Origin of the sequence: Maribacter sp. X9 (genome assembly GCF_048537565.1) — a bacterium.
In the GTDB taxonomy this organism is placed as follows: Bacteria; Bacteroidota; Bacteroidia; order Flavobacteriales; family Flavobacteriaceae; genus Maribacter.
In genome coordinates this window covers 3,091,703-3,105,043 of the sequence record NZ_CP183215.1, presented here as the reverse complement: position 1 = coordinate 3,105,043, position 13,341 = coordinate 3,091,703, and the positions used below count along the sequence as shown (strand labels likewise).

Sequence of the window (13,341 nt, the reverse complement as noted above, 5' to 3'; positions counted from 1 at the left end):
TAAAACATTGAATTACAATTATTTAAACTCTTTTTTTTACGATGACAAATGCGCATAAAGATGCTTTGTTCGTTTTGGTTAAATCACTTTCAAAATCTGAAAAGAGACAATTTAAGCTCTACGTAGGCAGATTGGGAGTGAATACCGACGCCAAATTTTTGGCCCTTTTCAATTTGTTGGATAAAATTAAGCATTATGATGAGAAAGTCATACTGGAAAGCGGTATTGTTAAAAAAGCCCAACTTTCCAATTTAAAGGCACACCTCTACAAGCAGATTTTGGTAAGCTTACGATTGAATCCTGTAAACCAAAATATAAGGGTCCAGATTAGGGAGCAACTAGATTTTGCTACCATTCTTTATCAAAAAGGACTTTATAAGCAAAGTCTTAAAATTTTAGATAAGGTAAAGGCCATTGCCATTGAAAACGAGGAGAAGAATATTGCCTACGAAATTGTTGAACTTGAGAAGGTTATTGAAACGCAATATATAACCCGTAGTATTCCTGATCGGGCCAATGAACTGGCTTTACAGGCTAAAGAACTATCTGGGCATAATGTAATGACGAGTAAACTGTCGAACCTTTCTTTGCAGTTATATGGTATGATGTTAAAGGTGGGGTATGTTCGAAGTGATGAGGACTACCAAAAAGTGAAAACTTATTTTAACGATCATTTGCCATTATACAATATTGAAGATTTAGGTTTCAGGGAAAAATTATGGTTGTACAAGGCATACCTGTGGTATAGTTTTCTTACCCAAGATTTTTTGTGCTGTTTTAAATACGCCAGTAAGTGGGTTGACCTGTTTTACGAACATAAGGAAATGATTTACCTTAATCCTGTATTCTTCTTAAAGGGAAACCATTATCTGTTAGAATCTTTATTTTATGTACAATACAGTTCTCAATTTAAAGAAGTACTTGATCGTTTAGAAAACACGATTAAGGATAAGGAATTTCCTGATAACGACAATATAAACTCTTTGGTATTCATGTACATCAATGCCAATAAATTGAATTTACACTTCTTGGAAGGTACTTTTGAAAAGGGTTTGTACCTGGTGAAAATCGTGGAATACGGTATCAATAAGCATCGAGATCGCATCGATGTACATCATGTAATGGTACTTTATTACAAGATTGCCTGTCTTTATTTTGGTATAGGTGATAATAAGACATGTATTCAATATCTTAAAAAAATCATTGATAATAAGCATTTGAAAATGCGTGAAGATTTAATGTGCTTTGCCAGGGTACTCAGTTTGGTGGCACATTATGAGGCGGGAATGGATTATCATTTAGAAATTCAATTGAAAAGCACGTATAAATTTTTGTTGAAAATGAACGATATGCATGCCGTTCAAAAAGAGATGATCAAATTTTTAAGAAGTCTTGGAGGTATTTATCCCAACCAATTGAAAGCTGAATTCCAGAAATTATATACCGAATTAAAGAAATATGAAAACCATCCTTATGAGAAAAGAGCATTTTTGTATTTGGATATCCTTTCTTGGTTAGAAAGTCATCTGGAGAACAAACCCGTATCACAAATAATAAGGGAAAAGGCGATGGCCCATATCCGGTAAGTGTAGTTTTTCTAGATGAAGAAATTCCATGTTCGGCATTTACTGGAAATCAATTTGGCGATGTTATTCATCGCCACTTCTGGAGCATTGGGAAGATATGTACACTTACCGGTACCCGTTACTATTGGGGCTCGGGCTATTTTGGCATTTTTTCTACTGTATCTCTTTTGTAAATGGAAAAGAATTCCCCTAAAAGTTAAGCGAATAGATTTCCCGATAATCTTGCTGAGTGGTTTTCTGATGTGCGCGCATTGGGTGACCTATTTCTATGCGTTAAGAATGTCAACCGTTGCTATAGGAATGCTGTCTCTTTTTACCTACCCCGTGTTGACGGCCTTTTTAGAACCCATGATATTAAAAACAAAATTCCAAAGGATCCATTTACTCTTGGCTTTTTTGGTATTGGCAGGGATGTACTTTTTGAGTCCCGATTTAGACTTTAAAAATTCATACACCATCGCCATTGCATTCGGGTTACTTTCTGCTTTGTGCTATGCCATACGCAATATCTTGTTGAAGCAAAAAGTTTCAGATTATAATGGATCGATGCTCATGGTCTATCAAACGGGAATCGTTGGGGTAGTTTTATGTCCGTTTTTTTTCACTATCGTCCCTAAATTAATTATAGGGCAGTGGGAAGGGCTGGTTGCTTTAGCGGTTTTAACAACTGCAATTGGCCATACCTTATTCTTAATGACCTTTAAGCATTTTAATATTACTACCGTAAGTATTATCAGTAGTGTTCAGCCGGTGTACGGCATTCTTATCGGAGCAGTGTTTCTTTCTGAAATACCAGAGGCGACCACTATTTTCGGCGGCATATTAATTGTGAGTTCCGTAGTCATTGAGAGCATTCGCTCAAAAGGAGAGAATAGCACTCCTGATGCCAATCTAGAACTTTGATATTGCACACGATACTCACCGCTGTCTGTTGATTATTATTGAAAAAGTTCACTGAATTATAGCTTCATATGAAATACGAATTATAATATGTTCCTTTTGAAGTATTAGGGTTTGCTTATTTTCATTTCAAAAATACAATCAAAGACACGCATTCCAGATGGGGTCGTTGGGTAACGGAGCCACAATTTCTAATGTTTCTTTTTTTACAGGATGCATCAAACGAAGTTTTCGGGCATGTAAATGAATACTTCCATCGTCGTTACTCCTATTAAATCCATACTTTAAATCACCTTTTATAGGGCATCCAATAGCAGTGAGTTGTGAGCGTATCTGATGATGTCGTCCGGTTTCCAAATCTATTTCCAATAGGTAATAGTTATCAAGGCTTTTTATAAGGCTATACCTTAGAATCGCCTTTTTACTGTCTGGCACTTCTTTAATATTGGCGTAGGATTTATTTTGTTTGGTATTGCGTTTTAACCAATGCACCAATTTCTTCTCAGGTTCTTCAGGTCTATTTTTTACAATGGCCCAATAGGTTTTCTTCGCATCTTTTTCTGCGAACATTTTATTAAGTCGGGGTAAGGCTTTAGAGGTTTTTGCAAAGACCACAATACCCGATGTAGGTCGGTCTAAGCGATGAACAACTCCTAAGTACACATTGCCAGGCTTATCATATTTTTTCTTAAGAAAAGCCTTTATGGTTTCGCTTAGGGGTTTGTCACCTGTTTTATCACCTTGCACAATATCTCCAGGACGTTTATTTATGATTATCAAGTGATTATCCTCAAAAAGGACTTGCAAATTATCGACGGTGGAATGTTGTTTTTTAGACAATTAAAGTAGATTGTTGCATTATTAAAAATTAGATCGTAAGCTAAATTATTTTAGTGTCGATTTAAAACTTTGAAGTCATTTTCAGTAGCGAATTAAGATTTTAGTGAATGGCTTATGGCATCTAGCTAATTAAAACGAAAGTTTCTTTCCTCGTACAGTCATAAAAGCAAGGAGCAGAACCCCCAAAGTTACGGTGACATCAGCCATGTTGAAAATCCCGGTTCGTAAAAAACCTAATCGTATTTGGAAAAAATCGGTCACCGAACCCTGCGCTATTCTATCGATCAAATTGCCGATACCTCCACCGATGACGAAAGCAAATGCAAAAGGTAAGACTCGGTTCAAATTGGGGCGCGTTAAGGTTCTATACAATAGAATGAACAACATTAAAAGAGGAAGTCCCTGAAAAACGATACGTTTGGCAATAAGAGGGAAGTCCTGACCAAAACCGAGCATAGCGCCTTTATTTTCTACATTGGTAAGAATAAAATGATGCCCTAGTACAGGAATGTACTGCCTTGGCTCCACTTTTTTAGGCGTTAGTTCTTTGGAAAATTGATCACAACCTATCGTTAATAAAACAATACCTAGAATCCAGAATTTAGAAAAGAACCGTTTGCTTTTCATCGATTGTATTTTACTTAGTATTGTTCATCGTCATTTGGGAAATCTTGACTTTTAACATCACTTACATAGTTAGATATCGCTTTTCCCATTTCCTCATAAAGGTTCATATACCTGCGCAAAAAACGAGGATTGAATTCGTGGGTCATGCCCAGAAGGTCATGAACTACCAAAACTTGACCGTCAGCATATTTCCCACCACCGATTCCAATAGTAGGTATGGTCAAACTTTCGGAAACCAATTTGGTCAATTTTGCCGGTATTTTTTCCAAAACCAATCCAAAGCATCCTAATTTTTCTAACATTTTAGCATCTTCCATCAATTTGTCGGCTTCTTCGTCTTCCTTCGCACGAACGGTATAGGTTCCGAATTTATAAATGGACTGAGGTGTTAATCCTAAATGTCCCATTACGGGGATTCCAGCGGCTAATATTCGCTTAACGGACTCCTTAATTTCCGCACCACCTTCTAATTTCACCGCATGCGCACCGCTTTCTTTCATAATGCGGATGGCGGAGCGCAAAGCTTCCTTAGGGTCGCTTTGGTAGCTACCAAAAGGCAAGTCGACCACGACCAAAGCACGTTCAACGGCCCTGATCACAGAGGATGCGTGGTAAATCATTTGGTCAAGTGTAATAGGCAACGTAGTCTCGTGACCGGCCATCACATTACTGGCAGAATCACCGACTAAAATCACATCGACTTTTGCGGCATCTACAATTTTAGCCATAGAATAGTCGTACGAAGTAAGCATGGAGATTTTCTCCCCATTTTTCTTCATGTCTACCAATGATTTTACCGTAACCCTTTTATACTCCCTTTTAGCTGTGGACATAGTCGTTTTTTCGTTTAAGCGCCATAAAAGTAAGGAGTTTTAATGAGAATGTCGACGAATTGGCTACAACCGTTTACGTGGAAGAACCAATAAATAATTCTATTTTAGAGTTTCCTTTTAAAACGTACTCAATGAAAAGATTTTTTTATGTTTTTTTCGGATTGTTCAGCTTCGTTTTAACCGCCCAAAATGAGGATGAAATTGGAGTGAAAAGGGCCTTAGATGATTTCTTCACGGCTTTTCATGCCCAAGATTCCGTAGCTCTAAAAAATATAGTTCATCCTGAAATCGTTTTGCAGACCATCGGGAAAACAAAAGATGGGGATGAACAATTGAAAAATGAAGATTTCCATATTTTTTTAAAATCCATTGTGAGCATCCCAGACTCCATACGATTTGAGGAGCGATTGATGGATTATAGTATTCAGATTGATGGTCCTATGGCGAACGCTTGGACACCTTACGAATTTTGGTTGAACGCCGAATTTCACCATTGTGGCGTTAATTCATTTCAGTTACTGAAGGAAAAGGGTAATTGGAAGATTATTTATTTGATCGATACACGTAGAAAGGATAATTGTTACCGTCGAACTGAATAATTAAATTTTGGCTTATGAAAAGATTATTTGGTCCATTTTCTGGATTTCGTTGCATTTTCACCAGGGAAATCTGTTGGGATTTCTTGTGTTACCGCTCCTGTTGCAGCCCACTCGGCACCCCGCTGCAGGGTTGTGATAAACCCTACCCCTTCCATTGAATAGTCAAAGTGACCTAGAGTGGAATGAAAAACCCTTCCTTTTCCATAATCAACGACCATCAGTTGTGGAACATGCTGACCTAATCCTTTTACGGAAGGATTCCAAGGTGGGGCATTTTTTTCTACATCGGCGAATGCCGTAGCCAAAATTGTTACGTTTTCAAACGGACCCCTTAATCGTTCGTAAAGCTCATCTTGGGTATGCATCCATTTATTAGGTAAGCCTTTCATGATCGGGTGTTCTGGAGCCCTAGTGGTCAACTGAAATTCATATTCCAATCCATGGGAGCCACAAACACCTTCCGTGGTATCCTTTACCACTTCTCCGGCTTCATTATAATAAACGTAAGGCCCTGTTTTTTCATCCCGGCCGCCCCAAGCGCCTAAACCTATCATTTTATTGTATTCTTCCCATTCGCCCCAAGCATTGTCGGCTGCATGTACTACGACCAGTCCGCCCCCATTCGCCATGTAGTTCTCAAAGTCATTTCTCGTTTTTTCGGGCCATAAGGCAGATTCCGCTCCTAAATTGGAAATGATTACATCATAGCGGCTAAAATCTAAAGAAAAATTAGAGGTCTTGATCGGGTCTTTCGATATTTTGTAAGTTGTACTGTCTAGGGGATACTTTTCGATGAAGGAGGTATACGCTTCAGGTCTTGCCTCTTGGTATTTTATGCCCAACCAAACGGAATCCATGCGGTGGATATCTACACTAAACAACCCTGTTTCCTCCAGATAATCTTTCATCATCATGGTGGTCTTTGGCCAAACATAGTGGTTATTTTGACCATCTAAAATCAAAGCCTTTAATAGAGTAGGGGTTGGTTCGGCCATTTCCTTTTTTTTCTCTCCACATGATACAATTGTAAAAACCATAAGTACAAGCAGTATTCCTTTCATGGGATCAATGGTGGTCGTTAGCATTTTGAAAATTTTTATTGTTAAATGTACATGAACTTAACAAGACTGCAAAAATGAGCATGAACCGAAACTAATAGAATGAAAGTTAAAAAAATTTTGCAGATGGTTCAAACGGAATTTAAATTAGCATTCAAAATTAAAATGAAACCAATGAAGGTATTAGGAATAGGTTCTAGAATTTCTCATCCCAATTATGGAAAAGGGGTAGTTACCAATGTATCAACAACTCAATATTGGGTGACTTTTATGGATAAGGGATTGGAGACCATTGAAATGGATGACGAATTTGAAGTAATTGAGGCAGTTGACGGTGAAGTGGATACAGTTAGTTTTTTTGATGTGGAAAGTTCGTTGGTCGCCATTCTGCAAAAATGGAGCGATGCAACTCAACGTGTTGCCATTGCTGACAAGTGGAAGGGTGGAAATCTTATACTGGAACCGGGAGAAGCCGGTTTGAGTACCAAAGAAATACCTATAGACACCTTCTTCCATAAAATTGTTATGGTACGTGACCGTATTCGGGTGATGGAGCAAAAGATCAATGCCAGTAAAAATTTAGATGATCAGGAAAAAGTCGATTTGCAGCAATATATAACCCGTATCTATGGTAGTTTAACAACTTTTAATGTCTTGTTCAAGAATAAAAGTGACCAATTCATTGGTGAAAAGACGGCAAAGTAATTCGGCTCTAAGATGGTGCTGTGTTCTGTTTACTTTGGGTGTACTTTCGGTTGACTTTTATAAATCGATATCGAACATCATCATAAAACAAACTTATAAGCAAAATCAAAGCTCCTAAAATCAAGGTTTTTAGTTTTAGCGCCATGTTGGCATAGAGAAAACCGCCGATGAGTCCACCGGCGAAAAAGAATGAAATAATAGAAATGCGGAGTTTGATGGTCGCTTTTAAGTTTTCCCTGAACGGATGGGATTTTGGAAAGAACAATTGAGAGAGTTCTATGCCTAAATCTGTGAATAATCCCGTTAAATGGGTAGTTCGTACTACGGCGTTCGAAATTTTTGTCACGTAGGAGTTTTGCAACCCCATGGCAAAAAGTAGAGAACATACAAGCACATTGGGATAGTTTGCTTGAACTTCAGTACTCAAAAATGCTATAACCATTAATATAAAGCATTCAATAAGCGTAGGCAAAACGAAAACGTTGAGTTTTTTGTTTTGCCTAAATTTTTCAATTAAAAAACTTGATGAAAATGATCCCAATAGGAAAGAGAAGATATAAAGGAAGTAAATGGTTCCTTTCCAAAATTCAAAGTGAGATACATCGTTCATGAACAGGGCAAAATGACCGGTGACATTGGTGGTCAATTGTGTAAAAGCTAAAAATCCGGTCACATTAACAATACCGGCTACAAAAGATAATATAGTCGCAATTCGTAGATTGTGTTTTAAGGTCCTGCTTTTGCCTTGATGTCTAAACATATGGTTATCTGTTCGTAGGTTTTTATAAAGGATACTCTTTAATGGACTAGTTGCATACCCTTTAAACAAAGGGGATGACAGAATGAAGATACGGCTTTATAATTTCGGATAAAACATCATTTCTTAGTATGTATTTGCTATGGGATAAAATTATCGAGTGATTATCCCTTCGATACTTCTGCCAAATAACACAGTTCGGTTTTAAAGACCACTAAACAATATTTTTAAATCAATTCTAAATATTGATCATATTAAAAGAAAGCCTCTTTAAAAGGCTTCTATTGCGAGTATCTCGTTAACGGTGTAAGTTTTAAATTGAAGCACAGTTAATGAGATACAGCCTGGGATTAAAACCTTGTTCAGCGGTTACTTGTGTTGGTATTGGTTATTGCCAATTCTAAAGCCTTTTTAAATGATTTTACAGATTTAGTTATGTCGTTTTCAGTGGTAGCCCAAGAGCATATACTAACTCGCAGAACTTTTTTGCCAGACCAAATTGAACCTCCCAACCAACATTCTCTTAATATTTGAATATTACGCAACACTTGCTCTGTAATTTTATCCGAGTCACATCTCACAATTACTTGATTGAATACAATGTCGTTTTCAACATAGCAACCTTTTATTTTCACGATTTCTTCCGCAAACTGTTTTGCTCTTTGATGCATTGTTAAAATCATTTCATCTATTCCGTTTTTCCCTAGATATTTCATTATAGACCATAATTCAATTATTCTAGCTCTTCGAGACATTTCGGGTGTGTAAAACATTCCGTCTCTTTCAGTGCTTTCTACCATATAGCTTCCAGACATATGAAGTGCAGAAGTCATTGCTTCTTGGTCTGAACATAGAATGATACCACAATCATAGGGCGTGTTTAATGTTTTGTGACCATCTACGGCCCAAGACGAAGCATTTTCTATTCCCTTGGTTAAATATTTCAATTCACTTACTGCCTGAGCCCACAAACCAAAAGCACCATCGATATGAACCCAAGTATTGGCTTTTTTCGCTTTTTCACAAATAATTTCAAAGTCATCAAATGCTCCACTGTTTACATTTCCAGCTTGTAAAATCAAAATGGTATTTTCATCTAATTCTGGAATTGACTCAGGGATAATTCTCCCTTGTTTATCAACATCTACCCATTCTATATTTTCTTTTCCTAAACCCAAAACAACAATAGCTTTTAAGACTGTTGAATGCGCCTGTTTACCTGTCACAATTCTTATTTTGGGCGAGTTTCTAAGACCTTTTTCATTTATATCCCAATGGTTACTTTGAAGAATACGGTATCTAGCAGCTGCTAAACCACATAAGTTCGCTGTAGATGTTCCGCTAACAAATCCTGCGGATGTGTTTTGTGGTAAATTAAATAAATCTACAAGCCATTTTTCTACAAGAGATTCTAGTTTACTTCCTATGGGCGATAGGACATTCATTGCTGGTGCTTGATCCCAATAAGTCCCTAAATTTTTGGCCGCTAAACCAACGGGAACAGCACTTCCACACACAAATCCAAAATATCTTCCACCTAACGTTGCAGTTGTTGCAGGACTCCCATATTTATTTAATTGTTCTATCACACTTTTAGCATTCGTTGAATCAAAAGGAAATTCTTCATCGAATATAGATAAGTCATTAAGTGCCTCTTCCGTTGGGTAAACATTTCGGTCAAAAACCCTTTCCAAATATTCAAAGGAATAGTGCTGCACTTGATTGAATATTTCTTTATTTCTTATCTCTAGAAACATTTTATCTTGGATTTTGTTTTTCACTTTTGACTAATTTATAAATAGGGAATTGTCGAATTGTTATTATAAAACTTAAAGTTCTTTATTAAGTTGATTGATATACTCTTTAATGTTCTGTTCATTTCTTTTAAAATATGTCCATTTACCTAGTCTTGTTGATGTAACAAGACCTGACTTTTGTAATTGAGACATATATTGAGAAATTGTAGATTGTGATAAGTTAGCTTTGTTTTTAATAAAAACAAGACAAACGCCAAAATCAAAATGACCCAATTCTAAATGAGGAGGGAAATTATTTTCTGGGTTTTTAAGCCATTTTAAGATATCAACTCTAACTTGATTTGACAATGCTTTATTAATTTCTATTAAATTCATAATTCAAATATAACAAATCTATAAATATCGATATGTTTTTTTAATTAGTGCTATCCAATTTATAGATTCAGCGAAGACGCAGGAAATCAATTAGTTCCATTTAATTAAAACTTAAGTCGCAGAAACAACTATTTCATTTAAACCCAAATACAAATGCATTATTTTATACTAAACCGCTTCTTTCTTTTCGGATAAATATTTCCAATACCGTTTGGGTACATGTTGGGTATGTAGTTTGGTGTTGATGCGTGATTTAATGGTCGTACTTTGAAAATAGTTCTGCCACAGGTTTTGGTATTCGTGTTCGGCATCTGTAAATGCCGTGCTTTTTTGAAGGCTGTTGGTATGAACATCTTTCAAATCTAAGGAGATGATTTCTACACCGTTTAGGTCGTAATAGAGTCCGTACTTCCGTTTAAGGTCATAGATGATCCATTGCTGGTCGGCATAACGGTTTCGAAAATGTTTGGAGATTAGGGGGAGAACATCGTAATCTGGCTCAATATGGGCAAAATACACTTCGTCTTTCGTCAATTGAAAACGCACAAAAGCCTCCATCCGGTGCTTTTCGCGCCCTACCTTGTAGGCCAGTTGATTGATTTTGAGAATGCAATCATCTGAAAAATCACTTACTCTATTGCTTTGGCTCCCCATTAGTTTTTGAACATACAGGTATAATAGGGTTTCAATGTTACGTTGTTCACTTTGATACGCAAAATAAATGTTTTTAATGGCGGTATTACTTTTGTTGCGTACGCCGTTCCATACCCGTTGTGCCTTTTCTAGATTTGTGAAAATTGTTTCATTATCTGTAAACAGGCCCCGTTGTAGGTGGCTTTGACGTTGAATTTCAGCATAGGGTAGCTTTTGTTCGAAACCAATGAATACGGCTGTTAAAAAGCCATTGAAACTACCATCGTAAATAAGTGTTTTTGTAGCATTCATAGTAAAGTGTTTTAGGTGTTAAACTCAATAATCATTCGCTTTAAGAGCAATAGGCGTTTTTTAAACTTGCTTTTGAAAACGACTATATGGTATCCCACGGTTAGAACTTTGGTACGGCTTCGTTCGATCATTGTAGTATAAATAGGGTAGGTGGGGCTTTTTAAGGTATTTTCCATAAGGTTTTGGTTTTAGTTGAACAAGGATAATTGGTTGCTATACTGGTTTTTAAATTTTCCATTAGCGGATTGCAGGATCATGCCTTTAATGCGTGCCGCATCCAAATCACGACGTTCCCAATCCTTAGAATTACAGATGATAAAATACTTGGCGCGGTTAAGGGCGACACCCATTTTTTTAAGGTGGTCCCAATTCAGGTTCCGAAATTTTCTTGCGCTCAATATTTTATGAACGGAACCCATCCCTATTCCGGGGATACGGGCTAACATTCGTTTATCGGCACTATTGATGTCCACCGGAAAGAGGTTCAGGTTGCGTAAAGCCCACATCAGTTTAGGATCGATATCCATTTCTAAATTAGGATGCGCCGCATCTAGGATTTCATGGATGCCGAAGCCATAAAAACGCAATAACCAATCGGTTTGATAGAGTCTATTCTCGCGTAACATGGGTACTTCAGAGCCTAGGGAAGGCAAACGGCTATCGGTAGAAATGGGAACATAGCCAGAATAATAGACCCGCTTCATATTGTAATTCTTGTAGAAATGGGTGGCGGAATACATGATGTCCTTATCGCTTTCCCCCGTGGCACCTACTATCATTTGGGTGCTTTGACCGGCAGGGGCGTATTTGGCGGTACTACGAATGACCTTTCGCTCTTCGGTATAACGAATAATTTCGTTTTTGACCTTTAGCATCGGTTTGGTGAAGTCTTCATGCTTTTTATCGGGTGCCAATAATTTAAGGCCGGATATAGTGGGGATTTCTATATTGACCGATAAGCGGTCTGCATATAATCCGGCCTCATACATTAATTCATCACTTGCGCCAGGTATTGACTTTAAATGGATGTAGCCGTTGAAGTTTTCCTCTTCCCTTAATTTTTTGGCTACCGAGATCAAGCGCTCCATAGTATAATCGGCACTTTTGAAAATACCGGAACTCAAAAAAAGTCCCTCAATATAATTTCTTCTATAAAAGTTGATGGTGAGGTCCACCACTTCCTGAATTTTAAATGCTGCCCTTTGTACATCATTACTTTTTCGCGTCACACAATAAGCGCAATCAAAAATGCAATGGTTGGTCAAGAGAATTTTTAAAAGGGAAACACACCGACCATCTGCGGTATATGTGTGGCAAATACCATTACCCGTATCTCCTAAGCCTTTATTCGTGTTCTTGCGGTTGCTACCACTACTGGAACAGGATACATCATACTTGGCGGCATCGGCAAGAATGTTCAGTTTCTCTTTAATTCGGTTGAAGTCCATAATGATTGGTAATTATTCCAAAAATATGGATATATTCCTAATTATGGAAATAATCCAATTATTATTTTGGATATAATCCATAATCACTATATTTGAAAAAGAATGAACCCTTATATTTTTATTCTTTAGCACATAAAGCCATGGAAAACGAACTGACCTTAAAACGATTTACAGATTTACGAAGAGAGTTGGGGTATACCCAAGCGGATTTTGCAGTCTTGCTTGGCGTGTCTAGTACCACGGCAGATATAGAACGTGGGCGCACTAAAGTTTCAGGTAAAGTGGTTCTTGAATTGTTGAAACAGTTCAAGATTAATCCTATGTGGCTTTTTGGAGAGAGTGAGGAACAGTATTTGGAAACCTCTAAAACCAGTGTAATCCCCAAAGTGGTTACGGTAGATTCTGCCAATCGTGATAATATGGTCTTGGTGAACGCCAAGGCGGCGGCAGGATATCCTCAAAATATATCCGACACCAGTTGGTATCAACAATTGCCTGCCTTTGATTTACCTATACCGGAATTCAGAAATGCGACCTACCGTGGTTTTCAGGTAGAAGGCGATAGTATGTTGCCTAATCTACAACAAGGGGAATGGGTTTTGGCCAGGGCCGTTGAGCACATCGATTATGTGAGCGCCAATAAAATGTATGTGGTTGTACTACAGGATTCAATCATGGTCAAGAAAATTGAAAAGCGACCCAATTCAAATAATATAACTTTGGTCTCGCTTAACGAAACTTATCCGCCTTACGATATCAAGCCTTTTCAGATCCAGGAAATTTGGGAAGTAAGTAGTAAGATTACCTTTAATGTAGACGCAACTACCGATAACGGATTGTTGCGCCAACTGCAAGAATCTATGGAGGAGTTAAAGAATCAATTACAGCATGTTAAGAAGGTTTAAATAGAC

General features: G+C 37.5%; 14 protein-coding genes. 5 read left to right on the top strand and 9 right to left on the bottom strand.

Annotated elements, in window-relative coordinates; all coding sequences use genetic code 11:
* Positions 1–41 precede the first annotated feature (41 nt).
* Both ACNR9Q_RS13230 and ACNR9Q_RS13225 read left to right on the top strand, forming a co-directional pair.
* Positions 42–1,586: a hypothetical protein gene (locus ACNR9Q_RS13230; RefSeq protein ID WP_419211693.1), complete on the top strand. Its 1,545-nt coding sequence runs from the start codon at positions 42–44 to the stop codon at positions 1,584–1,586.
* Positions 1,587–1,601: 15 nt separating this feature from the next.
* Positions 1,602–2,489: a DMT family transporter gene (locus tag ACNR9Q_RS13225; protein WP_419211692.1), complete on the top strand. Its 888-nt coding sequence runs from the start codon at positions 1,602–1,604 to the stop codon at positions 2,487–2,489.
* A 138-nt stretch (positions 2,490–2,627) separates the two neighbouring features.
* On the opposite strand, the gene ACNR9Q_RS13220 is transcribed toward ACNR9Q_RS13225, so the two are convergent.
* The 3 genes from ACNR9Q_RS13220 to panB all read right to left on the bottom strand — a co-directional run bounded on the left by ACNR9Q_RS13220 (position 2,628) and on the right by panB (position 4,786).
* Positions 2,628–3,326: an RluA family pseudouridine synthase gene (locus ACNR9Q_RS13220; RefSeq protein WP_419211691.1), complete on the bottom strand. Its 699-nt coding sequence runs from the start codon at positions 3,324–3,326 to the stop codon at positions 2,628–2,630.
* A 129-nt stretch (positions 3,327–3,455) separates the two neighbouring features.
* Positions 3,456–3,953, bottom strand: coding sequence for a signal peptidase II (lspA, locus tag ACNR9Q_RS13215; protein WP_419211690.1), 498 nt, complete (start codon positions 3,951–3,953; stop codon positions 3,456–3,458).
* 14 nt (positions 3,954–3,967) lie between these two features.
* Positions 3,968–4,786: a 3-methyl-2-oxobutanoate hydroxymethyltransferase gene (gene panB / locus ACNR9Q_RS13210; RefSeq protein ID WP_419211689.1), complete on the bottom strand. Its 819-nt coding sequence runs from the start codon at positions 4,784–4,786 to the stop codon at positions 3,968–3,970.
* Between the two features lie 131 nt (positions 4,787–4,917).
* Between panB and ACNR9Q_RS13205 the strand changes: the two genes are divergently transcribed.
* Positions 4,918–5,385: a nuclear transport factor 2 family protein gene (locus ACNR9Q_RS13205; protein ID WP_419211688.1), complete on the top strand. Its 468-nt coding sequence runs from the start codon at positions 4,918–4,920 to the stop codon at positions 5,383–5,385.
* A 23-nt stretch (positions 5,386–5,408) separates the two neighbouring features.
* Here the strand turns inward: ACNR9Q_RS13205 and ACNR9Q_RS13200 are convergent, their stop codons facing one another.
* Positions 5,409–6,470: a ThuA domain-containing protein gene (locus ACNR9Q_RS13200; RefSeq protein WP_419211687.1), complete on the bottom strand. Its 1,062-nt coding sequence runs from the start codon at positions 6,468–6,470 to the stop codon at positions 5,409–5,411.
* A gap of 147 nt (positions 6,471–6,617) precedes the next feature.
* Between ACNR9Q_RS13200 and ACNR9Q_RS13195 the strand changes: the two genes are divergently transcribed.
* A complete protein-coding gene (locus tag ACNR9Q_RS13195) occupies positions 6,618–7,148 on the top strand; it encodes a hypothetical protein (protein WP_419211686.1) in 531 nt (176 codons plus the stop codon).
* A 7-nt stretch (positions 7,149–7,155) separates the two neighbouring features.
* On the opposite strand, the gene ACNR9Q_RS13190 is transcribed toward ACNR9Q_RS13195, so the two are convergent.
* The 5 genes from ACNR9Q_RS13190 to ACNR9Q_RS13170 form a co-directional block, all read right to left on the bottom strand.
* Positions 7,156–7,908, bottom strand: coding sequence for a YoaK family protein (locus ACNR9Q_RS13190; RefSeq protein ID WP_419211685.1), 753 nt, complete (start codon positions 7,906–7,908; stop codon positions 7,156–7,158).
* A 359-nt stretch (positions 7,909–8,267) separates the two neighbouring features.
* Positions 8,268–9,686 carry a pyridoxal phosphate-dependent decarboxylase family protein gene (locus ACNR9Q_RS13185; RefSeq protein WP_419211684.1) on the bottom strand — a complete coding sequence of 473 codons (1,419 nt, stop codon included), beginning with the start codon at positions 9,684–9,686 and terminating at the stop codon, positions 8,268–8,270.
* 48 nt (positions 9,687–9,734) lie between these two features.
* Positions 9,735–10,037 (bottom strand): ArsR/SmtB family transcription factor, encoded by a 303-nt coding sequence (locus ACNR9Q_RS13180; protein WP_419211683.1) that lies wholly within the window; start codon positions 10,035–10,037, stop codon positions 9,735–9,737.
* 168 nt (positions 10,038–10,205) lie between these two features.
* Positions 10,206–10,982: a TIGR03915 family putative DNA repair protein gene (locus tag ACNR9Q_RS13175; RefSeq protein WP_419211682.1), complete on the bottom strand. Its 777-nt coding sequence runs from the start codon at positions 10,980–10,982 to the stop codon at positions 10,206–10,208.
* Between the two features lie 188 nt (positions 10,983–11,170).
* On the bottom strand, positions 11,171–12,430 hold the full coding sequence (locus tag ACNR9Q_RS13170; protein WP_419211681.1) for a putative DNA modification/repair radical SAM protein: 1,260 nt from the start codon (positions 12,428–12,430) through the stop codon (positions 11,171–11,173).
* A 140-nt stretch (positions 12,431–12,570) separates the two neighbouring features.
* Here ACNR9Q_RS13170 and ACNR9Q_RS13165 point away from each other — a divergent pair, with 140 nt between their 5' ends.
* On the top strand, positions 12,571–13,335 hold the full coding sequence (locus tag ACNR9Q_RS13165) for an XRE family transcriptional regulator (protein ID WP_419214285.1): 765 nt from the start codon (positions 12,571–12,573) through the stop codon (positions 13,333–13,335).
* Positions 13,336–13,341: the final 6 nt, after the last annotated feature.